Consider the following 24,870-nt stretch of genomic DNA (forward strand, 5'->3'; position numbering starts at 1 on the left):
GGATGAGCAGGAACAGCAGCGCGAGCGGGACGAACGCGATGACCGCGGCCAGTCCGTTCTGCAGAGCGGCGGGGAGATCCATGGGGGAGCCTTTCGGGCACGGTCCGGAGCAGGACGGGTGGGTGGTGCAGGAGGTCGTGCGGAGTGGAGCGGGTGCGGCGGCCGGTGGGCGGTGCTGCTCACCGGCCGCCGCGGGGATCGCTAGGAGCGCGCGTCGCGGTCGGCGACGGTCTCCTCGGCGGAGGTGCGGGTGCCGGTGCGGACGGCCTCGGGCTGGACGAGCTCGATCTCCTCGTGCGAGACGTCGGCGTCGACGGTGCGCTGCTCGGTCACGGTCTCGGTGCCGAGCGACACGCGCTCGACGGGGACCGTCTCCTTCGCGGTGACGACGCGCTCCTCGGTGAGGATCACCTCGTGCTCCTCCTCGCTGAGGTCGGGACCGGCGAGCGCGTCGCCGGCGTTCGCCTCGGTGATCGGCTCACGGGTGAGGGTGACCTCGTCGTGGCTGACCGGGACCGTCTTCGAGACCTGCTCGGTGACGATGTGCTTGCGCAGGCGGGCGCGGCCGGCCTCGACCCGCTCGGTGCCGACGCGCAGGCGCTCCTCGGAGCGGGTCATCGCGTCGTCGGTCGTCGGGCCCGAGGTGTCGTGGCCTTCGGTGCCGCGGTCGCGGTCGGCGGCGCTGTCGGCAGTGCGGTCGACGCCGCTGTCCGTGCCGGCACCTCGGTCGGCGTCCTGGTCGTAGAGGGGCGCCTCGGTCGGCGCCGCGTCGGTGCCGCCGAGCCCGTAGTAGGAGTAGAGGGCCTGCTCCTCGTCGGCGGAGAGCTGTCCGTCGTCCTCGATGCGCGGGGCGTCCTTGACGAAGGCCTTCTCGTAGCCGACGCGGAGGACGCCGCCCTCGTAGCTCGCGTCCGCGAGGGGCGCGAACGACTCCGAGGAGCCGAACAGGCCGGTGCGGACGGTGACCCAGGTCGGGGTCTGCGTGCTGTCCTCGACGTAGACCTGGCCGACGGTGCCGATCTTGGCGTCGTCGCTGCCGTGCACGTCGGCGCCGATCAGGCTGTCGATGCTGCTGCTGTCGATCATGGTGCTCTCTCTTCTCTCCCGGGACGGTGCCGCGGGGTCGCTGGTGCGGGGCGGAGGCGAAACGGGGCGCGGCCACCGGCGCAGCGGGTTCTGCGGGGTGGTGCGCGCTCCTCGGGGAGGCGGACCGGCGCGGGATCCGCGCGGGAAGCGGATCGGACAGCGGCACACTTACAGCGTAAGCCTGCGGCGAGCTTACGGTGTAAGTCGCGTTACGGTGGAGGTGCTTGCCTTTCCGGCACCGCACCTGGTATCCGGGCGAGCACTGCAGGAAGGCGCGGTGCATGACCGACAGCGAGAAGCCGAAGCGGAGCGGCTCCCCCGCCCGCAAGCTCAGCCGGGACCTCATCGTGGAGACCGCGCTCGCGATGATCGACCGCACCGGCCCCGAGGCGCTCTCCATGCGCACCCTCGCGCAGGAGCTGGGCGTCGAGGCGATGTCGCTCTACCGCTACGTGCACGGCAAGGAGGACCTCCTCGAGGGCGTCATCGCGCTGCTGATGCGCGAGCTCACCGTGCGGCTGGACGAGGCCGAGAGCCGGCACTGGCAGGAGTTCCTGCAGACGGCCGCCCACGAGGTCCGGCGCATCGCGACCGACCACCCGAGGGCCTTCCCGCTGGTCGCGACCCGGCACCCAGCGGCGCCCTGGCTCCGCCCGCCGCTGCGCAGCATCGAGGCCGTGAACACCTTCCTCCGCTCGCTCACCGGCAGCGGGCTCACCGACGCGCAGGCCGTCGGCGCCTACCGCTCGTTCAGCAGCTTCCTGCTCGGCCAGCTGCTGCTGCAGGCCGTGGTGCAGGGCGCCGAGACCTCGCCGACCGACCTCCCGCTCGACGAGGGCGACGCGACGATCCCGCAGGGCGACGGGAACGTCTCCCTCGACGTCGCGCCCGAGGTCCGGCGGCTGCGCGGCCTGCTCAGCGAGGACCACAGCGACGAGGAGTTCGAGATCTCGCTCGAGGTGCTCCTCGACCGGCTCGACCGGGAGCTCTCGCAGTAGCCCTCTCCGGCTCCGCGGGGCACGGCGACCCCCAAAGACCCGTTTGACGGTTCGCGGGGCCGGGCGTGACGATGGCCGCATGTCCACTCTCGAGGAGCTGCGCGCCACCGCCCACCCGATCCGGCTCCGGCTGCTGTCCCTGGTGACCGGCGCCGCGGCGAGCGCCGCCGAGGCCGCGCGCGAGCTGGGCCTCTCGCAGGCGACCGCGAGCTACCACTTCCGGGTCCTCGAGCGGGCCGGGCTGGTGCGGGTGGTCGAGACGGTGCGGCTGCGCGGCGGTGAGGCGAAGCGCTACCGGCACGAGTCCTCCGGGCGGCCGTTCGACGTGACCGCGACCGTCGAGGCCGGGCCGGCGGAGGACCGGCAGCTGTACCTGGAGGCGCTGATCGAGGAGCTGCGGCGCCGATCCGCGGCCCGCGCCGACGGACCGCAGCTCTCGACGGACGCCGAGCTCTGGGTCGACCCGGAGACCTGGCGGCGGGTCGTCCGCCACGTCGGCGAGGCGTCGGCGCTGCTGCACGCGGCGGCCCGGCCGCCCCGGAGCCCGGGCACGGTGCCGGTGTCGATGACGACCGCGCTGTTCCCGCTGCGGCGGCCGTGAGCAGGCCGCGCGTGAGCGCGCCCGGGAGCCCGCCTGCGAGCCCCCCGCCCGCGGCCCGGCCGCGCGGCCCTCTCGCGCACCGCCCGTTCCGCCGACTGCTCGCCGCCCGGACGACCGCCGTGCTCGGCAACGCCGTCGCGCCGATCGCCCTGGCCTTCGCCGTCCTCGACCTGACCGGCTCGGCGACCGACCTCGGCCTGGTCGTCGCCGCGCGCTCGCTCGCCAACGTCGCCGTGCTGCTGCTCGGCGGCGTCCTCGCCGACCGGCTGCCGCGCTCCGTGATCCTGGTCGGCACCTCCCTCGCCGCCGCCGGCACGCAGGCGGTCGTCGCCGCCCTGGTCATCACCGGGACCGCGAGCATCTCCGCCCTCGTCGTGCTCGGCGTGCTGAACGGCGCCGTCGCGGCGATGAGCCTGCCCGCCGCGTCGGCCCTGGTCCCGGAGACCGTCCCCGCGGCCGAGCTGCGGCCGGCGAACGCGCTGCTCCGCCTGGGCCTGAACGCCGGGACGATCGCGGGCGCGTCGGGCGGAGCCGGCGTCGTGGCCCTGGTCGGCCCGGGCTGGGGCCTCGCGATCGACGCGGCCGGCTTCGCGCTCGCCGCGCTCCTCTACTCCGGACTGCGCCTGCCCGCGGCGACCCGGGCCGGCGCCCCGGGCTCCGTGCTCGGCGACCTCCGCGAGGGCTGGCGGGAGTTCTCCGGCCGGCGCTGGGTCTGGATCGTCGTGGCCCAGTTCACGGTGCTGAACGCCGCGTTCGTCGGCGCCACCACCGTCCTCGGGCCGGTGATCGCCGATGAAACCTTCGGCCGAGCGGCCTGGGGCCTGGTCGTCGCCGCGCAGACCGTCGGCCTCGCGATCGGCGCCGTCATCGCGCTGCGCTGGCGGCCGCGGCGGGCGCTGGCGATCGGCGTCGCGCTGATGGCGGTCACGGCCGTCCCGGTCGCGGCCCTCGGACTCGTCCCCGCGCTCCCCGCCCTGATCGTCGCCTTCGCGCTCGGCGGCGTCGCGCTCGAGGTGTTCGCCATCGCCTGGGACCAGTCGCTGCAGACCCACGTGCCGCGCGAGGCACTCGCCCGCGTCTACTCGTACGACATGGTCGGCTCGTTCCTCGCCGTGCCGCTCGGCGAGGCGCTCGTCGGGCCGCTCGCCGACCTCGTCGGCACGCGGGCCGTCCTGCTCGGCTGCGCGGCGGTCATCGTGCTCGCGTCGCTGCTCGCCTCCGCCAGCAGGAGCGTCCGGCGCGTCGACGGAGAGGCGCACGCCACAATGGCGGGCATGGACTCCGAGACCCGCACGCCCGACGCACCCGCCGACGCGACCGGCCGCTACGCGCACGGCCACCACGAGAGCGTGCTGCGCTCGCACCGCTGGCGCACCGTCGAGAACTCCGCGGGATACCTGCTGCCGCACCTCGCGCCCGGCGTCTCGATCCTCGACGTGGGCTGCGGCCCCGGGACGATCACCGTCGACCTCGCCGAGCGGGTCGCTCCCGGCCGGGTGCTCGGGGTGGACGCCTCCGCCGAGGTGATCGCGCAGGCCGCGTCCCTCGACTCCTCCGCGGAGTTCGCGGTCGCGGACGCCTACGCGCTGCCGTTCGCCGACGACTCCTTCGACGTCGTGCACGCGCACCAGATCCTGCAGCACCTCACCCGCCCGGTCGACGCGCTGCGCGAGTGGGGTCGGGTCGGCCGCCTCGTCGCCGCCCGCGACGTCGACTACGCCGGCGTGCTGATCCACCCCTTCACGGAGGGCCTGCAGGCCTGGGCCGCGCTCTACCAGCGGGTGCACCGCGCCTCCGCGGGCGAGCCCGACGCGGGCCGGCGGCTGAAGGCGTGGGCACGGGAGGCCGGCTTCGAGAGCGTCGAGGTCACCGCGTCGCTCTGGGTCTTCGAGAACGCCGAGGACCGCGCCTGGTGGGGCGGGATGTGGGCGGACCGCGCGGTCTCCTCCTCCTTCGCCACCACCGCCCTCGAGCGCGGCTTCGCCACCCAGGCCGAGCTCGAGGCGATCAGCGACGCCTGGCGCGCCTGGGCCGCCGACGAGGACGGCTGGCTCTCGATGCCCCACGGCGAGCTCCTCGCGCGCTGAGCGTCGCCGCGGCAGAGGTGCCTTCAGCGTCTGGACTCGTCCGACGTCTTCCGCGGCGCTACGAGCTGGCTCATCCGCTGCGGGGTGATCTGGAGCACTCGTGCCGCCTCCGCTTGCGTCAGCCGGTGATCGGCGAGCAGGGACCGGGCGGCCTCCCGGCGGAGGCGTGCGCTGCGGGCCATCGACGCCCGCCCTTCGCGCTCCGCCGACTCGGCCTCGGAGAGCAGCACGGACACCTCGGCCGGCAGTTCGATCACGACGTCGACCCCGCCGTCCCAGCTCTCGAGATCCAGCCAGAGCGCGGCGACGTCGCGCACGTCCTCGTCGAGATCCTTGAGTGAGCGCGACTGTCCCATCGCGACGATCTCCGCTCCGGTCGGACCGGCGCTCGTCAGCGCGGGGATCGTGAACACCCACCAGCGGCCCTCCCGGTGTGCGTGGGCAGCGATCGTCTCCTCGGTCATGCCGACCGACCTCCTCGTTCTCGTGTCATCGCCAGCTCGGCGGCGTCGCGGGGAAGACGGCGACGATCTGCCGGACCACTCCCGCCGACACCTCGCCGTGCGCTGGAATGCTGATCCGGCCCTTCCCGTCCGGGTCTCCCCACCATTCGTGGGACCCCTTCGCATCGCGGAGCCGTTCCCAGCCCTGCGAGCGGAGGAACTTCGCCACGTCGCGATACTTCTGCGGCTTGGTCATGGAATCTACCCCCGCTTGTCAACGGCATCAAGTGGCGCTGAATTCGATGGCACGACTTCGCACCTCGGATCGGCGCTCTCGGGAGAGAATCCTGACGACGGGAGAAAGGTACCGGCTCATCTGGCGCAGAACGTCGCGCTGCTGGATGAACGGGGAGGCAGAGGGATGACGTTCGCGCTGCTCGTGTGCTGAACCGTTCCGCTGCCGGCGGACACGGCTACGGAGCGGAGCGGTGATCCGGTTCAGTGGGGGCATGCGCAGAGTCCTGATCCTCGGTGGCAGCGGGTGGCTGGGGCGCCGTCTCGCGGAGCGGGCGGTCGCGGCGGGGGACGAGGTCACCTGCGTGGCCCGTGGTGAGGCGGGGGCGGTTCCGGACGGAGCGCGGCATCTGCGCGTCGACCGGCGCGATCCGGGCGCCTACGACGGCCTGCGCGGCGAGTGGGACGAGGTCGTCGAGCTCGCGCACGCACCCGAGCTCGTCGGGCCGGCCCTCGACCGCCTCGCGCCGGCCGCCGCGCACTGGACACTCGTCTCCTCCGTGTCGGTCTACGCCGACGTGCAGCAGCCCGACGCCGACGAGTCCGCCGCCCTGGTCGAGCCGGCGGACTCGGAGCAGTACGCGGACGCGAAGGTCCTGGCCGAGCGCGCCGCCGCCGACGCCCTCGGCGGCCGGCTGCTGATCGCGCGCCCCGGCCTGATCGCCGGGCCCGGCGACCCGAGCGACCGGCTCGGCTACTGGCCTGCGCGCTTCGCCCGGGGAGGGACGGTCCTGGCGCCCGAGACCGACGGCCGTTTCGCGCAGGCGATCGACGTCGACGACCTCGCCGACTGGCTGCACGAAGCGGGCTCGGCGGGAGTGACCGGAGCCGTCGACGCCCTCGGCCCGGCCGCGCCCCTGTCCGACCTCCTCGCGACCGCCGCCGAGCTCGCCGCCTTCCGCGGCGACGTCGTGCCCGCCGACGACGAGACCCTGCTCGCGCACGGCGTCGGCTACTGGGCCGGCCCGCGCTCGCTCCCGCTGTGGCTGCCCGCCGCGGCGGTCGGCTTCAGCCGGCGCAGCACCGCCTCGTACCTCCGCGCCGGCGGCCACCACCGCCCGCCCGTGGAGACCCTGCGCCGCGTCCTCGACGACGAGCGCGCCCGCGGACTGGACCGGCCCCGCCGGTCCGGCCTGGAGCCTCGGGACGAGCGGGCCGTCCTCGACGCACTGCGCTGACGGCGCCATCGGCGAGCCCGTCCACTCGCCGCCGCCGCACAACATCAGCTGAGACGGGTGGGCCTCGCCCCACAGAGGAGGCCTCCCCTTCTCAGCTGATGTTGTGCGCGACTCTCGCCGCCATCACAGCGGTGCGACCGCCCACCGCCCACCGGCCGACGCATCGCGCACACCATCAGCTGAGAGACCCGCTCATCGCCGAGCAGCGATGAGACCCGCTCTCAGCTGATGTTGTGCGCGAGTCCGCCCCGCTCCGCCCCCTCGTTCGCCGACACCCGTCGGCGAAGAGCCGCGGATCAGCGCCGATCCGGCGCCGCGAGCGCCTTCTGTTACGGCGAGCGTCGGCCGCCGTCGCGCCCGCCCGCCGCACCGCGCCATCATCATCAGCACACCGACGCGGACGCCGCCACCGAGCACCCCGCGCCCCCTCTCCCACCCCGCACCGGGCGCTCTCCGGCGCGCCCGCGCACCCTCCCGGAAGGACCGACGCCATGATCCGCCTCGAGCAGCTCACCAAGGTCTACGGGCAGGGCGCCGACGCCGTGACCGTGCTCGACCGCCTCGACTTCTCGGTCGGCACCGGCGAGATCTTCGCCGTCGTCGGGCCGAGCGGCGCCGGCAAGAGCACGCTCGCCGCCTGCGTCAACCTGCTCGAGCGGCCGACCTCCGGCTCCGTCGTCGTCAACGGCGACCCGCTCTCCCAGCTGTCCGAGGCGGAGCTGCGGGTCGCCCGCCGCCGCATCGGCACCGTCTTCCAGTCCGACGGCCTCTTCAGCCGCCGGACCGCGGAGCAGAACGTCGCCCTCCCGCTCGAATACCTGGGCGTCACCGCAGCCGAGACGAAGCGCCGCGTCGCCGAGCTGCTGGAGCGCGTCGGCCTCGGCGACCGCGCCCGGTACTACCCGCACCAGCTCTCCGGCGGCCAGCGCCAGCGGGTCGGCATCGCCCGCGCCCTCGCCCTGCGCCCCTCCGTCCTGCTCTCCGACGAGGCGACCTCCGGACTCGATCCCGCGTCGACCACCGCGATCACCACGCTCCTCAAGGAGCTGCGCGACGACCTCGGCCTGTCGATCCTCTTCATCACGCACGAGATGGAGACGGTCCGCCAGGTCGCCGACTCCGTCGCGCGCCTCGATCACGGACGCATCGTGGAGTCGGGACGCCTCGTCGACCTGCTGCGCGACGCGTCCTCGCCGCTCGGCCTCGCGCTCAACCCGGTGCGCCCGTCGGTGCTGCCGGGCGCGGGGCTCGACGAGTGGGTCGTCGGCTACGCCCGCGACGGAGTGCCGGCCGACTGGGTGACGCGGCTGTCCGACGCGGTCGGTCCGGTCGCGCTGCTCGGCGCGGCCATCGAGACGGTCGACGGACGCGCCGTCGGCCACGCGACGATCGGCCTCGGGCCGGTCGAGGAGCGCCGGCTCGCGCACGCCGCCGACGCTCTCGGACTGTCGGTGCGGCGGGGCGCGGTCCGGTCGGACGCCCTCGTCGAGGAGGCGGCGGCATGAGCGCGCTGATCTCCTCGGCGGCCCTCGGCCCGCTGCACCTCGACACTGTGCACGCCCTCGGCGCCCTGCGCCTCGACAACAAGGTCCCGCTCGCCGACATCCCCGCGCTCGTGCTCCCCGCGCTCGGCGAGACGCTGATCATGGTCGGCATCGTGATGCTGATCGTCGTGCTCGTCGGCGTCCCGCTCGGCGCCGCCGTGCACAACCTCGCTCCGGGCGGCCTGTTCGAGAACCGCGCCGCGCACCAGAGCCTCAGCTGGATCATCAGCATCGGCCGGTCGCTGCCGTTCCTCATCCTGATGGCCTCGATCATGCCGTTCACCCGGCTGATCACCGGCACCAACATCGGCATCGCGGCCGCCGTCGTGCCGATGTCGATCGCCGGCATCGCCTTCTTCACCCGCATCGTCGAGAACGCGCTGCGCAGCGTGCCGCTCGCGCTGACCCGGGTGGCCCGCGCCTCCGGAGCGTCGCGGCTGCAGGTGATCCGCTCGGCGCAGCTCAGCGAGGCGGTGCCGCAGATCCTCGGCGGCCTGACGATCAACACCATCGCGATGATCGAGTACTCCGCCATCGCCGGCACGATCGGCGCGGGCGGCATCGGCTACGTCGCCGTCACCTACGGCTACCAGCGCTTCGACACCACCGTGATGCTCGCGACCATCGTCATCCTCGTCGCGACCGTCGCCGTCGTGCAGCTCACCGGCGATGCCCTGGTCCGCGCGACCACGCCGAGCGCCTCCCGGTCCCGGCGCACCCCGCGCGTCGCCGTCACGGTCTAGCCGCAGCTCCCCTGATCCCGCCCCGGGCCCTCCGCCCGGGCGTCCCTCCCGCGCGCCGCCGCCCGGCCGCGACCGCTCGAAAGGCACTGCCATGTCCACTGAGAACCACGGCCCTGAGAACCCCCGCTCCGAGAATTCCGGCACCGAGAAGTCCGGCCCTGCGAAGTCCGGCCCTGCGAAGTCCGGCGTCGAGGACCTCGGCTTCGAGCTGAAGAAGAAGCGCCGCTGGCCCTGGATCGCCGGTGCCGCCGTCGTCGTGGTCGGCGTCGGCGCGGTCGTCGCCGTGCCGCTGCTGTCGCCCGCCGTGTCGGCGAACGAGCAGGAGGGCGCGACCCTCTACGTCGCGACGGCCGAGGGCAACGCCTCGGAGCAGGCCCTGGTGGACTTCGTGGCGGAGGAGGTGGCGCCGCGCTACGGCATCACGGTCGCCTTCAAGGGCCTCTCGGACAGCAACACGATCAACCGCGCCGTCAGCGAGGGCGAGGTGGCCGCGACGGTCTACCAGCACGAGCTCTGGCTCGGCCAGGTGCTCGAGGCCAACCCCGACTTCGAGGAGGAGGCGGCGACCCCCGTCTTCCGCTGGGGCTTCGGGCTCTGGAGCGACAAGTACGGCGACGTCTCCGAGATCCCCGACGGCGGCACGATCTCGCTCTACTCCGACCCGGCGAACGAGGCCCAGGGCCTCTGGCTGCTGCAGTCGGCCGGCCTGATCACGCTGAAGGAGGGCACGGAGCCCGGCACCGCGACCCAGGACGACATCGCCTCGAACCCGAAGAACCTGCAGTTCACGCTGCTCGACTTCGCCGCCCAGTCCCGCGCCCTGCCCGACCTCGACGCGGCCGTCGGCTACACCGAGTACTACCTCGCCGCCGACATCCCGATCGAGAAGCAGATCTTCGCGCCCCAGGCTCCCGACGACTTCGCCGGCCAGCTCACCATCGGCTCGAAGTACAAGGACACCGCCAACGTCGAGAAGCTCGTCGCCGCCTTCCAGGACCCGGCCGTGCAGGAGTTCCTGGCCACCGACGAGACGGTGAAGGGCATCCTGCTGCCGATCGAGGGCTGACCGGGCGGATCCGCGCGGGGGTGCGGCCGCGGTCCTCCGCACGACATCAGCCGAGAGCCGGACTCATCGCTGATGGGAGATGAGACCGTCGCCCAGCTGATGTTCTGCGCGAGCCCCGCGCCGCCGCCCCTGCCGCCTCCGCACCTCCGGCACGCGGAACCACCCGCGGCACGCCGAAACCTGCAGATCCCGAGAGCCGGAGCAGGAATCGCGAGCCGAAGGTCGACCCACCGGCCACACCCGAACCTCCGGCACGCGAAACCACCTCCGGCACGCTCGAAACCGCAGATCCCGCGAGCCCGAGTCGAAACCACGAGCCGAAGGTCGCCCGACGGCTACCCCGGCACGTCCGGCACGCGAAGCCACCTCCGGCACGCTCGAAACCGCAGATCCCGCGAGCCCGAGTCGAAACCACGAGCCGAAGGTCGCCCGACGGCCACTCCGGCACGTCCGGCACGCGAAACCACCTCCGGCACGCCAGAACCGGCTGATCCTGCGAGCCCGAGCCGGTTCCACGAGCCGGAGCCGACTCCCCGGGCAACCGACCACCCGATACCGCCGCCGCGGGAACACGGAGGCCGCCGCCCGCGTTGGCTCTCTCATGACCGTTCCCCTCTCGATCCTCGACCTCGCCCCCATCGCCCCCGGAGAGACCGCGCGCGACAGCTTCGCCGCCTCCGTCGCTCTGGCGCAGCAGGCCGAGCGGAGCGGGTACCGGCGGGTCTGGTACGCCGAGCACCACAACATGGCCTCGATCGCGTCGAGCGCCACCTCGGTGCTGATCGCCCACGTCGCCTCGCAGACCTCGACCATCCGCCTCGGCTCCGGCGGCGTCATGCTGCCCAACCACTCCCCGCTGACCATCGCGGAGCAGTTCGGCACCCTCGAGACCCTGCACCCGGGCCGCATCGACCTCGGCCTCGGCCGCGCCCCCGGCAGCGACCAGGCCACCTTCCGCGCCCTGCGCCGCGAGCACGACTCGTCCGAGCGCTTCCCGCAGGACGTCCTCGAGCTGCAGGGCTTCCTCGCCGGCGAGTCGCGCATCCCAGGCGTCAGCGCGACGCCCGGCGCCGGCACCCGCGTCCCCCTCTACATCCTCGGCTCGTCGCTCTTCGGCGCCCAGCTGGCCGCCGCCCTCGGCCTGCCGTACGCCTTCGCCTCGCACTTCGCACCGGATGCGCTGCACCAGGCCGTCGCCGAGTACCGCCGCGGCTTCCGCCCCTCGGAGCAGCTCGACGCCCCCTACGTGATCGCCGGAGTGAACGCCATCGCCGCCGACAGCGAGGAGGACGCCCAGGAGCAGTTCGCGCAGATGAAGCGCGCGCGCCTGATGATGCTCCTGCGCCAGAGCGGCCAGATCCCCGTCGACCAGCAGTTCTCCGAGGAGGAGCTCGACCACCTGCTGACCGCCCCCGTCGGCGCGCACGTCGCGAGCATGACCCACTACACCGGAGTCGGCACCGGCGAGCAGGTCGCGGACTACGTGGCCGAGTTCGCGCGCTCGGCGGAGGCCGACGAGGTCATCGTCGCCCACGCCTCGCTCGCGACGCCGGCCCGCCTGCGCTCGGTCGCGCTGCTGGCGGAGCACTCGCTCGTCGCCGCGTAGCCCGCGGAGGTCCTGCCGACCCGCGTCCGATCTGCAGGCGATCCTGCCGACTACGCGCTGACGTCCACCCAGCAGCCGCTCCCGGTACAAGATCACCTGCACAACGGACCGCCACCCACCCCGAGCAGCCCCTAGGTCCGATCTGCAGGCGAACGCGCCCACAACGCGCTGACGTCCACCCGGCAGCCGCTCCCGGTACAAGATCACCTGCACAACGGACCGCCACCCACCCCGAGCAGCCCCTAGGTCCGATCTGCAGGCGAACGCGCCCACAACGCGCTGACGTCCACCCGGCAGCCGCTCCCGGTACAAGATCACCTGCACAACGGACCACAGCGCGCACGGCGGGCAGGACCCGGTCCGATCTGCAGGCGAACGCGCCCACAACGCGCTGACGTCCGCCCGGCAGCCGCTCCCGGTACAAGATCACCTGCACAACGGACCACAGCGCGCACGGCGGGCGGGACCCGGTCCGATCTGCAGGTGATCGCGCGCAGAACCCGCGGAGGGCCCACTCGGCACGCGCTCCCCGTGCCGGATCGCCTGCACAACGGACGGGACCCCTGCATAACGGACCGGTGACCGTCGAATCGGCGCCACGCGGAATGACCGTGCCCCGCCGGAGGTTGCACGGGTGGGCTCCGACACGCCCGATGGAGGCTCCCCGTGCAGATCGTGGACTGGCTGTTCGACGCGCAGATCGTCATCGGCGACCAGACGGTGCTCTGGCGCGAGGTCATCGGAAACGTCTTCGGCCTGCTGAGCGCCCTCGGCGGCATGCGGCGCAAGGTCTGGGCGTGGCCCGTCGGCCTCGTCGGCAACGCGCTGCTCTTCACCGTCTTCATGGGCGCGCTGTTCGACACCCCGAACCCGGTGAACCTGCTCGGCCAGGCCGGCCGCCAGATCATGTTCATCATCGTGAGCATCTACGGCTGGTACCGCTGGACGCACCGCCCCAGCGACGCGACCACGCTGATCTCGCCGCGCTGGGCCTCCTGGCGCACGCGCGGGCTGCTGGTGCTCGGCATGGTCGGCGGCACCGCGATCCTCACCCCCGTGTTCCGCGCGCTCGGCTCCTACGAGCCGGTCTGGAGCGACGCCTGGATCTTCGTCGGCTCGCTGCTCGCCACCTACGGCATGGCCAAGGGCTGGGTCGAGTTCTGGCTGATCTGGGTCGCCGTCGACATCGTCGGCGTCCCGCTGCTCTTCTCGGCCGGCTACTACGCCTCCGGCCTGATGTACGTCTTCTACGGCGCCTTCACCCTGCTCGGCTTCTTCGTCTGGATGAAGGAGGGGCGCCGCCCGTCGGCCGCCCCGGTCACGGTCGGCTGACCCGCCGCCGCGCCACGCCGCACCGACCCGTCACGAACGGTCGCCCGACTCGCGCGGACACCGCCGTTCCTGACGGATCGATGGCGCCCGGCGTCGCGAATCCAAGACGGAGGGAGTTGGATCGACGGATGAGGACGACGATGACTCCCCCGACCGCCTTCGTCCTCGCCGCGCTGTGGGCGGCCCTCGCCGCCTGGGGCGCCGCGATCGGCAGCACCCCCTTCCTGATCGGCGGCCTCGTCATGGCCGTCGCCTTCGCCGCGCTCGGCGTCGTCCTGCGCCGCCGGGCCCGCCGCTGACCGCGGAAGCACATGCTGGTCGAGCAGCCGCGGAACGCGGCGTATCGAGACCCACCGTTCTCAACAGGGCGGGTCTGCAGACTCACCTGCTGACGGCGTCGGATCTCGATACGCCCGCTCCGCGGGCTACTCGATCAGCATGGGAGGGCCGCTCGGTCAGCAGGCGAGCGACCGCGCTCAGCCATGCTGGTCGAGTAGCCGCGGAACGCGGCGTATCGAGACCCACGCCGTTCGGAGGGTGGATCTCGATACGCCCGCTCCGCGGGCTACTCGATCAGCATGAGAGGGACCCGCGACGCCGGCTGCTCGATCAGCATGCGGCCGCGAGCGCCGCATCAGTGGCCGCGCGCGATCCACGCCTCGCGGTCGGGCTTCTCCGTGCCGATCGTGGTCGTCGGACCGTGCCCCGTGCGGACGACCGTGTCCTCCGGCAGGGTCAGCAGGCGGTCGGTGATCGAGTCGATGATCGTCGGGAAGGAGCTGTAGGAGCGGCCGGTCGCGCCGGGTCCGCCCTGGAACAGCGTGTCGCCGGTGAAGACCGTGCCCAGCTCGGCGGCGACGAAGCAGACGGCGCCGGGCGTGTGCCCCGGCGTGTGCCGCACCTCCAGCTCGGTGCCGCCGACGCTGATCACCTGGCCGTCCTCGAGCACGCCGCTCGGCGCGGAGTCGGGGTAGAACGCGTCCCAGAGCACGCGGTCGCCCTCGTGCAGCAGCACCGGCACGTCGACGGACTCCAGCAGCGCGGCGACCGCGTCGATGTGGTCGGTGTGCGCGTGCGTGAGCAGCACCGCGCGCAGCGTGCGGTCGCCGACGGCCGCGAGGATCGCCTCCGCGTCGTGCGCCGCGTCGATCACGACGCACTCCGTGTCGTCGCCGACGATCCAGACGTTGTTGTCCACGTCCCAGGTGCCGCCGTCGAGGGCGAAGGTGCCGCTGGTGACGAGGTGGTCGATGCGGGCGCCCATCAGAGCACCACCACCGAGCGGAGCACGTCGCCGCCGGCCATCGTGGTGAAGGCCTGCTCGATGTCGCGGATGCCGATCCGCTCGGTCACGAACTCGTCGAGCGGCAGCCGGCCCTGCAGGTACAGGTCGGTGAGCATCGGGAAGTCGCGCTCGGGCAGGCAGTCGCCGTACCAGCTCGACTTCAGCGAGCCGCCGCGGCCGAAGACGTCGAGCAGCGGGATCTCGAGCGTCATCTCGGGCGTCGGAACGCCGACGAGCACGACGGTGCCGGCGAGGTCGCGGGCGTAGAACGCCTGGCGCCAGGTCTCGGGGCGGCCGACCGCGTCGATCACGACGTCGGCGCCGAAGCCGTCGGTCAGCGCCTGCACGGCGGCGACGACGCCGTCCTCGTCGAGTCCGCTGGAGTCGATCGCGTGGGTGGCGCCGAGCTCCTCCGCCTTGACGAGCTTCTTCGGGTCGCGGTCGATCGCGATGATCGTGCTCGCGCCCGCCAGCTTCGCGCCGACGACGGCCGCGGTCCCGACTCCGCCGCAGCCGATGACGGCCACGGAGTCGCCGCGGGTGACGTTGCCGGTGTTCATCGCGGCGCCGAGGCCCGCCATGATGCCGCAGCCGAGCAGGCCGACGGCGGCGGGGTCGGCGGCCGGGTCGACCTTCGTGCACTGCTTGGCGTGCACGAGCGTCTTCTCGGCGAAGGCGCCGATGCCCAGCGCCGGGCTGAGCTCGGTGCCGTCCGTGAGGGTCATCTTCTGCGTCGCGTTGAAGGTGTTGAAGCAGTACCAGGGCTCCGCGCGGACGCAGGCACGGCACTCGCCGCAGACGGCGCGCCAGTTGAGCACGACGAAGTCGCCGACCGCGACGTGGGTGACGCCCTCGCCGATCGCGCTGACCCGGCCCGCGGCCTCGTGGCCGAGCAGGAACGGGAAGTCGTCGCTGATCCCGCCCTCACGGTAGTGGTAGTCGGTGTGGCAGACACCGCAGGTCTCGATGTCGACGACGGCCTCGCCGGGTCCGGGATCGGGGACGACGATGTCGACGAGCTCGACGGGAGCCCCCTTCGACCGGGCGATGACGCCGCTCACAGTGGTGGGCATGGGGGCTCCTTCGGGCGGGGGCGGGTGGTGCGGGGAACCGTTCCACAGTACCGAGCGGCGCCTGCGCGGGGGCCGTCGGCGGGCGGCGGGCGGACGCGCGGATCCGGCGCCGACGTCCCACCTCCAAAAGTTGTCGTACTCGACCGCCCAGTACGACAACTCTTGCGTAGAGGCTTCACGCGATATCATTAATAATCGATGTAAGGGTTGACGAGGCCGCGCGGAGGGCTCAGGGTGACCGTGCGGGCGCTCACCGACGAGGGCCCGCGGAGAGGACCACCATGACTCGACGAGGAGTCACCACCCGCGCATCCCGCGCCCGCCGCAGCCCGCTGCGCCGCACCCTCCTGGCCGCCGCGCTCGGGGCCGCGCTGCTCGCACCGCTGGTCACGCCGTCGCCCGACGCGGCGCAGGCGTTCCCGGCGACGTCGAAGGCCGCCGTCCTGCAGTACCTGCAGTCGATCACCGGGACGAGCATCGTCTCGGGCCAGCACAACAAGGAGCCGGCGAGCTCCCCCGCGCAGTACACGCAGCAGGTGAAGGACATCACCGGGCAGTACCCGGGCCTGTGGGGCGGCGATCTGTTCTTCACCGCCGCCGACGCCGCGAACCGCCAGCGCGTCGTCGACCAGGCGAAGACGGAGTGGGCCAACGGCTCGCTGGTCACCCTCGCCTGGCACGCGTGCCCGCCGACCGGGCCGAGCACCTGCGCGTTCGACGGCGGCGTGAAGAGCCGCATCAGCGACGCGCAGTTCCAGCAGATCGTCACCGGCGGCACGGCGCTCAACACGACCTGGAAGCAGCGGATGAGCGAGGTCGTCCCGTACCTGCGGCAGCTGAAGGACGCGGGCGTGCCCGTGCTGTTCCGGCCGTTCCACGAGATGAACGAGACCTGGAACTGGTGGGGCGGCCGCTCCGGTGCGAACGGCGGCGCGAAGATCTACCAGCAGATGCGCGACTACTTCGACTCGCAGGGCCTGACCAACCTGATCTGGGTCTGGAACGTGCAGGACAACCCCGCGGGCGGCTGGGCGGGCTACTACCCGGGCGCGAACTACGTCGACGTCGTGTCGCTGGACGTCTGGTACAAGGGCTTCCCGAGCTCCGGCGACTACCAGCAGCTGCAGTCGATCGCCGGCTCCAAGCCGATCGCGATAGCCGAGATGGGGAAGGTGCCCGACGCGTCGCTGCTGCAGAGCCAGACGCGCTGGTCGTATTTCATGATCTGGTCGGAGCAGCTGCGCGGCAGCAACACGAACGCCGCCATCCAGAGCGCCTACTTCCACCCCCGCGTCCTCAACCAGGGCGAGCTGACGCTCCCCTGACCCTGCGGGCGCGTCGATCCGTCAGGAACGGCTGCCTCCCGCGCGAAGAGGGAGCCGTCCGTGACGGATCGCCGGCGTCGGGGCCGGCGTCGGGGCCGGCGTCGGGGCCGGGGCCGGGGCCGGGGCCGGGGCCGGGAGTAGGGTCCTGCGCATGAGTGCTGCGGACGAGAGCGGGCCGTTCTTCCACGGGACGAAGGCGGATCTACGGGTCGGCGATCGGCTGGTGGCGGGGCGGCGCTCGAACTACCGGCCCGAGATAGTGATGAACCACGTGTACTTCACGGCACTGCCGGACGGCGCCGGGCTCGCGGCCGAGCTCGCGCCCGGCGACGCGGAGCCGCGCGTCTATGAGGTGGAGCCGACCGGGCCGTTCGAGGACGACCCGAACGTCACGGACAAGAAGTTCCCGGGGAATCCGACGCGCTCGTACCGCAGCGTCGAGCCGCTCCGCGTCGTCCGCGAGGTGCACGACTGGACGCGGCTGACTCCGGAGGCGCTGCAGGCCTGGCGCACGCGCCTCGCCGAGCTCCGCGACGACCCGCGCGGCGAGATCCTGAACTGAGCGGCCCGCTCCGCGGTCGCCTAGGACTGCGGAGCGGGCCGACCGGTCGGGCGGGCATTCATGCTGGTCGAGTAGCCGGCCGAAGGCCGGGGTATCGAGACCCACCCCGTCAGCAGGTGGGTCTGCAGACCATCCTCCTGACGACGGTGGATCTCGATACGCCCGCTTCGCGCGCTACTCGATCAGCATGGAGGCCCGCGGCGCGGGTTCCGTGGTCAGGAGTGGAGCGCCCGCGTCGCGGGCTCCGGAGTCAGGAAGGACCGCGGCGCGGGCCGACCGGTCGGGCGGGCGTTCATGCTGGTCGAGTAGCCGGCCGGAGGCCGGCGTATCGAGACCCACCCCCGCCAGCAGGGGAGTCTGCAGACCCTCCTTTTGACGACGGTGGATCTACTTGGAAGAGACACCCGCAGACATGCTGGTCGAGTAGCCCCGAAGGGGAGTATCGAGACCCGCCCACCCCAAGAACGTCGGTCTCTTCCCCGCCCTGCGCTGGCGCCGAAGGCGCCCCCTCCGCTCGATACGCCCGCTGCGCGGGCTACTCGATCAGCATGAGGGGCCCGCACCGCAGGCTCCGTAGTCAGGATTGCAGTGCCCGCGGCGCGGGCTCAGGAATGGAGTGCCCGCCGCGCGGGCTCCGCAGTCAGCACGCAGGCCCCGCCGCGCGGGCTCCGTGGTCAGCGGGCGGCGTCCGCGGACGGCGCCAGCAGTCCCGGCAGGTGCACCAGGGCAGCCGCACCGATCAGCGGGCCGGCGCCGCCGAGGCCGGAGGCGCGGATCGACAGCCCGCGGGCGTAGTCGAAGACCGCGCGCTCGCAGGCCGCCTCGCGCACCAGGTCGAGGTAGGACGCCGTGACCGCCGAGAAGCCGCCGCCGACGGCGAAGTCGCGGACGTCGAGCAGCGTCGCCACGTCGGCGATCGCCGTGCCGACGGCCGCGGCCGAGCGCGCCACCGCGGCGAGCGCCACCGGGTCGCCGGCCGCGGCCGCCCGCGCCAGGTCCTCGCCGGTCGTCCCGGCGAAGCCGCGGCGCCGCGCCCACGCGACGCTGCTCGGTCCGGAGGCGATGCTCTCCAGCGTCCCGTCGCTCCCCTCCTCCAGGTCCGCGTCGCCGACGTGGATCTGCCCGATGTGCCCGGCGTTCCCGGAGCGGCCCGCGATCGCGCGGCCGTCGAGCACGACGCCGCCGCCGACCCCCGTCGACACCACCAGGCTCACCGAGGACTCGGCGCCGCGGTTGGCGCCGACCCAGTGCTCGGCGAGCGCGATGCAGGTGCCGTCGAGCCGCAGGGCGACCGGCCGCCCGGGCAGCAGCCGCTCGACCACCGCGCGCAGGGCGAACCCGTGCAGCATCGGCAGGTTCTTCGGCCGGATGCGCCCCTCGGCGAGGTCGAGCGGGCCGGCGGAGCCGATCCCCGCGCCGACGACCGAGCACCCGCCCGAACCCGGCCCCGCAGTGGCGAGCGCCTCCACGACGCACCCCTCCACGGCCGCGCCGAACTCCGCCGGGGTCAGCGCCGGTCCGGTCGGCCGCCGGCTGCGCGAGCCCGGCACGAGCACTCCGTCGGCGCGCACGAGCGCCGCCTCGATCTTGGTGCCGCCGACGTCGACGGCGAGCGCGAGCTGCGGGGTCATCTCTTCCTCCGGAAGGGTCGTAGCGCGTGAGTCGTGGTTGGAGGGTCGCGGCGGGCGGATCGCGGCGAGCGACTCGCAGACGCCCGCCCCGCCCGCGACGAGTGCGCGAACGGCGCGGAGGAGCCGACCGGGAGGCGCGCGCCGGTCCCGGTCGGCTCCGTCGATCGCCGCGGAGAGCGCCGCGGAGAGCGGCTCGTCAGCCCCAGTCGGCGACGAGCTGGTTGGCGGTGCGCAGCACGCTCGGCGAGACGAGCGCGGCAGGATCGAGCCCGGCCCCGCTCACCCGGAACGTCACCGACTCCCCCGGCAGCAGCGTGACCAGCTGGTCGTCGACGACGGCCGCCGGGTCGACCTTGTCGACGAGCAGCGTCAGGTCGCGCACGAGATTCTCCGCGGTGACCGTCACCTCCGCCCCGCCGTCGACGGCGCGCACCGAGGTCGTCAGCCGCGCCGCCTCGAGCGCCGACTCCCGGTACTCCGCGAAGAACCAGAACGCGCGCTCCCCCGCGAGCTCGGCGACGAGCAGCTCGCCCGCGGCGTCGTCCGCGGCGCCCACTCCGACCGGCACCGTGACGACCGACCGCGCGTCCAGCGACACCCTCTGCCGCTCCTCCGCGAGCACCGTGCCGTCGAAGCGCAGCCGGCGCACGACGAGCTCGCCCGCCCACTCCTGAGCACTGTCGTTCACCGCGACGACCGCGAGCCCCTCGCCGCGCGGCTGCACGGTCAGCAGCCGGTCCGCGTAGACGTGCTTGAGCGCGTAGAGCAGCGGCTTCGCCGTCCCGTCGCCGTCGACCGCCGCCCAGGAGGTGACCGGCCAGCAGTCGTTCAGCTGCCACACCACCGAGCCCATGCAGCGCGGGCTCTCGGAGCGCTGGTGCTCGATCGCCAGCGTGACGGCGAGCGCCTGGTTGAGCGACATCGCCCAGTGCCAGTCCTCGGTGTCGTCGGGCAGCGGGAGGTGCGCGACGAGTCCGTCGGTCAGCTTGTCGTTGCCGTCGGTCGCCTTCTGGTGGTGGATCATCCCGGGCGACTCGGGGGTCAGCGGAGAGTCCGAGATCGAGCGCTGGATGGTCGACCAGGAGGCCGGGCCCTGCCAGCCGAACTCCGCGACGAAGCGGGCGTGCACGTCGCGGTAGGCGGGGTAGTCGACCCGGTTCCACAGCTCCCAGAGGTGCACGGAGCCGTGGTCGACGTCGTTCGCGAAGATCGCGGTGTCGCCGGACCAGGGGCTGCCCGGCGTGTACGAGCGCTCGGGGTCGAGCTCGGCGACCAGCCGCGGCAGCAGGTCGAGGTAGTAGCCCAGGCCCCAGGTGCGGCCCTGCAGGCGCTTCTCCCAGCCCCACTCCTCGTAGCCCCAGATGTTCTCGTTGTTGCCGTTCCAGAGCGCGAGACTCGGGTGCGGCATGATCCGCGTCACGTTGTCGCGGACCTCCGCCTCGACCTCGCTCCAGAGCGGCTCCTCCTCGGCGTAGGAGGCGCAGGCGAAGAGGAAGTCCTGCCAGACGAGGATGCCGCGCTCGTCGCAGAGCTCGTAGAAGTCGTCCGACTCGAAATAGCCGCCGCCCCAGATCCGCAGCAGGTTCATGTTCGCGAACTCGGCCTGGTCCATCCGGCGGGCGAGGCGGGCGCGGTCGACGCGGGTGATGAAGGCGTCGTCGGGGATCCAGTTGGCGCCGCGGATCCAGACCGGCTCGCCGTTGACGACGAAGCGGAACGAGGTGCCCTCCTCGTCGCGGTCCAGCTGCACCTCGATCGTGCGGAAGCCGATCCGCAGCGTCCGGCCGTCGACGACGGCGCCGCCGACGCGCGCCTCGACGTCGAGCAGCGACAGCGGCTGCTCGCCGAAGCCGCGCGGCCACCACAGCGCCGCGTCCGCCACGGAGAGCTCGAGCACCGCCGAGCGCTCGCCGGCCGGCACGGTGACGGAGGCGGTCACGCCGTCGACGCTCGCCGTCAGCTCCACCTCGTCCTCCGTCGTCCGCTCGAGGTCCACGTGCACGGCGACGCGCCCTGTCGTCCCGTCGACCGTCACGACCGGCCGGACGGCGGCGAGCCGCACCTCGCTCCAGGCGTGCAGCGAGACCGGCTTCCACATCCCGACCGAGGCCGCGTCCAGCCCCCAGTCCCAGCCGAAGTTGCAGGCGGCCTTCCGCAGCGCGTTGAAGGGGTGCGAGTAGGTGTGCGGGCGGTAGCCGATCTCGAGGCTGGCCCGGTCGGCCTCGGCGATCGGCGAGGCGAAGCGGACGACGAGCGCGTTGTCGCCCTCCACCAGCAGGCCGTCGACGGCGAAGCGGTAGCTGCGGTGCTGGTTGCGGGTGCTCGCGACGACGTGCCCGTTCAGCGTGATCGTCGCGACCGTGTCCAGGCCCTCGAAGACCAGCTCGTGCCGGTCGTGCCCGTCCGGCGACCAGGCGAAGACGGACGCGTACTCCCAGTCGGTCTCGCCGATCCAGGTGACCTTCTTCTCGTTCTGGTCGAGGTACGGGTCCGGGATCAGGCCGGCGGCGAGCAGGTCGGTGTGCACGAGTCCGGGGACGGTCGCCGGGACCGTCGCGCCCGCGATCTCCGCGGGGATCGGGCCGCGGAGCGCGCGCACGCTCCAGCCGTCGTGCAGGGGGCGGAGGGTGGCCGAGAGTCGCTCGGTGCTGAGGTGGGTCACTTGGTGGCTCCTGAGGTCAGTCCGTTGTAGATGAAGCGCTGGAGGAAGAGGAAGGCGACGAGCGTCGGGACGATGACGAGGATCGTGCCGGCGGCGATGACCTCCCACTGTGCTCCGAAGGGGCCCATGAAGCGGAAGAGCGAGGTCGAGATGACCCCGAGATCCTGCGAGGGCATGTAGAGGAAGGGGATGTAGAACTCGTTGTAGACCGCGATCCCCTTGATGATCACGACCGTGGCGATCGCCGGCTTCAGCAGCGGCAGCACGATCCGCCAGTAGACGGTGAAGCGGCTGGCGCCGTCGAGCATCGCCGCCTCGTCGAGCGAGACCGGGATCGACTGCATGAACTGCAGGAAGATGTAGATCGCCACGATGTCGGTGCCGGTGAAGAGCAGGATCGCCGACCAGCGGGTGTTGAAGAGGTCGAGGGCGTTGATCACCTGGAAGGTCGCCACCTGGGTCGTCACCGACGGCACCAGGGTCGCCAGCAGGAACAGCCCCGTCACGAGCCGGCGCCCGCGGAAGCGGAAGCGGTCGATCGCGTAGGCGGCCATGGTGCCGATCAGGATCGTGCCCGCCACCGACACCAGCAGGATGATGCCGGTGTTGAGGAACCCGGTCACCATCCCGCCCTGGCTGAAGGCGATCGCGAAGTTCTCGAGGTTGAACCAGTTGCTCGGCGGGACGAGCGGACCGGTGCTGCGGTACTCCGTCGACGTCTTGAAGGCGAGCATGAAGATCGTGACGATCGGCACCAGCGCGAACAGGCAGGCGACGATCAGCGAGGTGTACTTGCCGATCGCGCCGAGCGTCGAGCCGCGGCGGGGCCGGCGGGAGCCGCGCGGGGCCGGGGTCACCGGCAGGCCGGTGACGGCCTCCGTGCGGGGCTGCGTGGTGGTCATTCCTGGCCCGCCTTCTCGTCGGGGAACACGCGGCGCTGCACCGCGGTGATGATCAGCACGATCGCGAGCAGGACGACGGCCATCGCCGAGGCGAGGCCGACCTTCGAGTAGCGGAACGCGGTGTCGACGGTCTGGATCACGAAGGTCTCCGACCCGTTGGCCCCGCCGGTCATGATGTACGGCATCTCGAACGCCGACAGGGCGCCCGCGATCGCGAGGATGAAGGACAGCCCGAGGATCCGGCGGATGCTGGGCACGATGATGTAGCGGAACTTGTCGAACGACGTCGCGCCGTCGATGTCCGCCGCCTCGTACTGCTCCTCCGGCACCGACTGGATCGCGCCGAGGAACAGCACGAAGTTCAGCCCCATGTAGCGCCAGACCGAGGTCGCCGCGAGCGAGACGTTGACGACCGACGGGTCGCCGAGCCACTGCGGGGTGTCCTGCACGCCGAAGGCGCCGAGCACGGCGTCGAGGGTGCCGTCGGGCCGGAAGAAGTAGAGGAACATCAGCCCGATCGCGACCCCGTTGATCAGGTACGGGAAGAAGATGACGCCCTTGAAGAAGTTGCGGAACCGGGTCTGGAAGCTGAGCAGCGTCGCGAAGAACAGCGCGAGCCCGAGCTGCGCGACCGCGCCCGCCAGGTAGAAGAGGCTGACGAAGAAGACCTGGAAGATCTCGGGCCGGGTGAAGATCTCGACGTAGTTCTCGAGGCCGACGAACGTCTTGTCCGGGTCGAGGCCGTCCCAGTCGGTGACGCTGTACCAGAACATGTTCGCGACCGGGATGTAGGTCAGGACGACGAGGAACGCCAGCGGCACGGCGAGGAACAGCCAGGGCGTGCTGCGGCGCCCGGTCAGCCGCTGGCGGCGGCCGGAGGGCCTGTCGCCGCGACGGCCGCCGCCGGCCCGCTTGCTCGCTCCGACCTCGAGGGGCGGAGCGTCGGTGATCGCCATGTCGATCCTTTCGGCATCCCGGGGAATGCGGTCATGAGGGGGGTGGGGAGGGGCGACCCGCGGGTGGCGGGTCGCCCCCGGGGCGGAAGGCGGGACTGCTACTCCGCGACGTCCGCGCGGGCCGCGGCCCAGCGCGAGTTGAGGTCGTCGAAGAGCGACTGCTTGTCGCCGTCGCCGGCGCCGCGGGCCGCGTCGATCAGCTTCTGGCGGTAGGAGTTGCCGAAGAGGTCGATCTCGGCCTCGTTGGCGATGTCGTTGATGACGGCCTCCTTGCCGACCGGGTCCGGAGCGAGCTCGAGGTAGGTCACGCCGAGCGCGTCGAAGTCGGACAGGGTGTCGGGCGCCGGGTCCGAGATCACCGGGCTGATCGCGCCCTGGCTGGCGGCGAAGCCGGAGTCCTCGGTGAACCAGTCAATCCAGGCCCGGGCGGTCGCCTTGTTGTCCGAGTTCTTGTTGATCGCGAGGAACTTGTCCGAGGCGGTCACCGAGGTGAACGCGCCGTCCTGCGCCCACGGCATCGGCCAGAAGCCGATCGTGTCGCGCGGCTTGCCGGCCTTCTCGGCGGCGTCCTGCATCTGCGAGACGGCCCAGGAGCCGAGGACCATCGAGCCGATCTCGCCCTGGGCGAGGAGGTCCTTCGACTCCTCCCAGTTCGTGGTGGTCGGGTCGTCCTCGCTGAGGCCGGCGGCGACCGTGTCGTAGAGCAGACCGTCGATGTTGTACTGGTCGTTGCCCTCGGTCCAGGGCGCGTCGTCGGCGATCATCTCGGTGCGGACGTCCTCGCCCTGCACCGTCCCGAGGTTGCCCTCGATGGTCGCGAGCGGCCAGCCGTCCTTGTAGTTCGTGTAATAGGGAGTGACGCCGGTCGCCTTGATCGCCTCGAGGTCGGCCAGGTACTCCTCCTCCGTCTGCGGCGGGTCGGTGACACCGGCCGCGCTCCAGACGTCGCGGTTGAAGACGTAGCCCATCGCGGAGCCGAAGGTCGAGATGCCGTAGGCGGTGCCGTCGAACGAGCCCTCGTTGGTGAAGCGGTACTTCTCGGAGAGCTCGTCGGTCGAGCCGAGCGGCTCGAAGTAGTTCGCGTAATCGTCCTTCGTGACGTTCGAGCTCGGGATGAGCAGCACATCGCCGTAGTCCTTCGAGTTCAGGCGGATCTTGGTGTCGCCCTCGTAGTCGGTGAGCGCCTCGAACTTCACGGTGGTGCCGGGGTACTGCTTCTCGAAGGTGGAGGCGTAGTCGGCGAACGTGGTGTCGACCAGGTCGGTGCGGTTGGTCAGCACGGTGATCTCGCCGGCGGGCTCGCCGGAGTCGTTGCTCGCGCCGGCGGAGCAGCCGGACAGGACGAGCGAGGCCGATGCGGCGACGGCGGCGAGGCCGATCAGCGTGCTGCGGCGAGCGGGCGCCGGGCGGCGGGTGGTGGGTCGGTGCACAGGGTCTCTCCTCGGTGGGCCGTCGCCGCCTTCGGCGACGGGAGGTGGTGAGTGGTGAAGGGAACG

General features: G+C 72.4%; 22 protein-coding genes and 1 pseudogene. 13 read left to right on the forward strand and 10 right to left on the reverse strand.

Features of this window, described 5'->3' with window-relative positions:
• Positions 1–201: 201 nt before the first annotated feature.
• Complete coding sequence (locus EDF43_RS12955; RefSeq protein WP_132437266.1) at positions 202–1,086, reverse strand: PRC and DUF2382 domain-containing protein; 885 nt, start codon at positions 1,084–1,086, stop codon at positions 202–204.
• Between the two features lie 281 nt (positions 1,087–1,367).
• Between EDF43_RS12955 and EDF43_RS12960 the strand changes: the two genes are divergently transcribed.
• The 4 genes and pseudogenes from EDF43_RS12960 to EDF43_RS21860 all read left to right on the forward strand — a co-directional run bounded on the left by EDF43_RS12960 (position 1,368) and on the right by EDF43_RS21860 (position 4,772).
• The gene (locus EDF43_RS12960; protein ID WP_123706181.1) at positions 1,368–2,084 is read left to right on the forward strand and encodes a TetR/AcrR family transcriptional regulator C-terminal domain-containing protein; all 717 of its coding nucleotides are present in this window, start codon (positions 1,368–1,370) and stop codon (positions 2,082–2,084) included.
• 79 nt (positions 2,085–2,163) lie between these two features.
• The gene (locus EDF43_RS12965) at positions 2,164–2,685 is read left to right on the forward strand and encodes a helix-turn-helix domain-containing protein (protein WP_132437267.1); all 522 of its coding nucleotides are present in this window, start codon (positions 2,164–2,166) and stop codon (positions 2,683–2,685) included.
• Positions 2,686–2,696: 11 nt separating this feature from the next.
• Positions 2,697–3,941, forward strand: a pseudogene (locus EDF43_RS21855) (MFS transporter); the annotation flags it as partial.
• Between the two features lie 18 nt (positions 3,942–3,959).
• Positions 3,960–4,772, forward strand: coding sequence for a methyltransferase domain-containing protein (locus EDF43_RS21860; protein ID WP_165909128.1), 813 nt, complete (start codon positions 3,960–3,962; stop codon positions 4,770–4,772).
• A 23-nt stretch (positions 4,773–4,795) separates the two neighbouring features.
• Here EDF43_RS21860 and EDF43_RS12975 read toward each other — a convergent pair whose 3' ends face one another.
• A complete protein-coding gene (locus tag EDF43_RS12975; protein ID WP_132437269.1) occupies positions 4,796–5,236 on the reverse strand; it encodes a hypothetical protein in 441 nt (146 codons plus the stop codon).
• A 25-nt stretch (positions 5,237–5,261) separates the two neighbouring features.
• Entirely contained in the window at positions 5,262–5,471 is a 210-nt protein-coding gene (locus EDF43_RS12980) for a type II toxin-antitoxin system HicA family toxin (protein ID WP_123736102.1), read from the reverse strand.
• Between the two features lie 253 nt (positions 5,472–5,724).
• Between EDF43_RS12980 and EDF43_RS12985 the strand changes: the two genes are divergently transcribed.
• From EDF43_RS12985 to EDF43_RS21865, 7 genes are all read left to right on the forward strand, one after another.
• Positions 5,725–6,687, forward strand: a complete 963-nt coding sequence (locus EDF43_RS12985) for an NAD-dependent epimerase/dehydratase family protein (protein ID WP_132437270.1) — start codon at positions 5,725–5,727, stop codon at positions 6,685–6,687.
• A 491-nt stretch (positions 6,688–7,178) separates the two neighbouring features.
• On the forward strand, positions 7,179–8,192 hold the full coding sequence (locus tag EDF43_RS12990; protein WP_132437271.1) for an ATP-binding cassette domain-containing protein: 1,014 nt from the start codon (positions 7,179–7,181) through the stop codon (positions 8,190–8,192).
• Positions 8,189–8,974, forward strand: coding sequence for a methionine ABC transporter permease (locus EDF43_RS12995; RefSeq protein WP_132437272.1), 786 nt, complete (start codon positions 8,189–8,191; stop codon positions 8,972–8,974). Before EDF43_RS12990 ends, EDF43_RS12995 begins: the two co-directional genes overlap by 4 nt.
• 91 nt (positions 8,975–9,065) lie before the next feature.
• On the forward strand, positions 9,066–10,040 hold the full coding sequence (locus EDF43_RS13000) for a MetQ/NlpA family ABC transporter substrate-binding protein (protein WP_132437273.1): 975 nt from the start codon (positions 9,066–9,068) through the stop codon (positions 10,038–10,040).
• Between the two features lie 601 nt (positions 10,041–10,641).
• Positions 10,642–11,646 carry an LLM class flavin-dependent oxidoreductase gene (locus tag EDF43_RS13005; protein WP_123736107.1) on the forward strand — a complete coding sequence of 335 codons (1,005 nt, stop codon included), beginning with the start codon at positions 10,642–10,644 and terminating at the stop codon, positions 11,644–11,646.
• A gap of 666 nt (positions 11,647–12,312) precedes the next feature.
• Entirely contained in the window at positions 12,313–12,978 is a 666-nt protein-coding gene (pnuC, locus tag EDF43_RS13010; protein ID WP_127887959.1) for a nicotinamide riboside transporter PnuC, read from the forward strand.
• A gap of 140 nt (positions 12,979–13,118) precedes the next feature.
• Complete coding sequence (locus EDF43_RS21865) at positions 13,119–13,277, forward strand: hypothetical protein (RefSeq protein ID WP_165909111.1); 159 nt, start codon at positions 13,119–13,121, stop codon at positions 13,275–13,277.
• A 335-nt stretch (positions 13,278–13,612) separates the two neighbouring features.
• Here EDF43_RS21865 and EDF43_RS13015 read toward each other — a convergent pair whose 3' ends face one another.
• Both EDF43_RS13015 and EDF43_RS13020 read right to left on the reverse strand, forming a co-directional pair.
• Entirely contained in the window at positions 13,613–14,242 is a 630-nt protein-coding gene (locus EDF43_RS13015) for an MBL fold metallo-hydrolase (RefSeq protein ID WP_132437274.1), read from the reverse strand.
• A complete protein-coding gene (locus EDF43_RS13020; RefSeq protein WP_123731488.1) occupies positions 14,242–15,336 on the reverse strand; it encodes an S-(hydroxymethyl)mycothiol dehydrogenase in 1,095 nt (364 codons plus the stop codon). The genes EDF43_RS13015 and EDF43_RS13020 overlap by 1 nt, the downstream gene beginning before the upstream one ends.
• Before the next feature lie 281 nt (positions 15,337–15,617).
• On the opposite strand from EDF43_RS13020, the gene EDF43_RS13025 reads away from it, so the two are divergent.
• Both EDF43_RS13025 and arr read left to right on the forward strand, forming a co-directional pair.
• Positions 15,618–16,661 carry a glycosyl hydrolase gene (locus EDF43_RS13025; RefSeq protein WP_132437275.1) on the forward strand — a complete coding sequence of 348 codons (1,044 nt, stop codon included), beginning with the start codon at positions 15,618–15,620 and terminating at the stop codon, positions 16,659–16,661.
• Between the two features lie 151 nt (positions 16,662–16,812).
• Positions 16,813–17,223 (forward strand): NAD(+)--rifampin ADP-ribosyltransferase, encoded by a 411-nt coding sequence (gene arr / locus EDF43_RS13035; RefSeq protein ID WP_132437276.1) that lies wholly within the window; start codon positions 16,813–16,815, stop codon positions 17,221–17,223.
• Positions 17,224–17,897: 674 nt separating this feature from the next.
• On the opposite strand, the gene EDF43_RS13040 is transcribed toward arr, so the two are convergent.
• From EDF43_RS13040 to EDF43_RS13060, 5 genes are all read right to left on the reverse strand, one after another.
• Positions 17,898–18,854 carry an ROK family protein gene (locus EDF43_RS13040; protein ID WP_132437277.1) on the reverse strand — a complete coding sequence of 319 codons (957 nt, stop codon included), beginning with the start codon at positions 18,852–18,854 and terminating at the stop codon, positions 17,898–17,900.
• A gap of 196 nt (positions 18,855–19,050) precedes the next feature.
• Positions 19,051–21,516: a glycoside hydrolase family 2 protein gene (locus EDF43_RS13045; protein ID WP_132437278.1), complete on the reverse strand. Its 2,466-nt coding sequence runs from the start codon at positions 21,514–21,516 to the stop codon at positions 19,051–19,053.
• A complete protein-coding gene (locus EDF43_RS13050; RefSeq protein ID WP_132437279.1) occupies positions 21,513–22,418 on the reverse strand; it encodes a carbohydrate ABC transporter permease in 906 nt (301 codons plus the stop codon). Before EDF43_RS13050 ends, EDF43_RS13045 begins: the two co-directional genes overlap by 4 nt.
• Positions 22,415–23,374: a sugar ABC transporter permease gene (locus EDF43_RS13055; RefSeq protein ID WP_123731482.1), complete on the reverse strand. Its 960-nt coding sequence runs from the start codon at positions 23,372–23,374 to the stop codon at positions 22,415–22,417. Before EDF43_RS13055 ends, EDF43_RS13050 begins: the two co-directional genes overlap by 4 nt.
• A gap of 98 nt (positions 23,375–23,472) precedes the next feature.
• On the reverse strand, positions 23,473–24,804 hold the full coding sequence (locus EDF43_RS13060) for an ABC transporter substrate-binding protein (RefSeq protein ID WP_132437280.1): 1,332 nt from the start codon (positions 24,802–24,804) through the stop codon (positions 23,473–23,475).
• Between the last annotated feature and the right edge of the window lie 66 nt (positions 24,805–24,870).

The sequence above is a fragment of the Rathayibacter sp. PhB179 genome (genome assembly GCF_004345345.1).
Taxonomy (GTDB): domain Bacteria; phylum Actinomycetota; class Actinomycetes; order Actinomycetales; family Microbacteriaceae; genus Rathayibacter; species Rathayibacter festucae.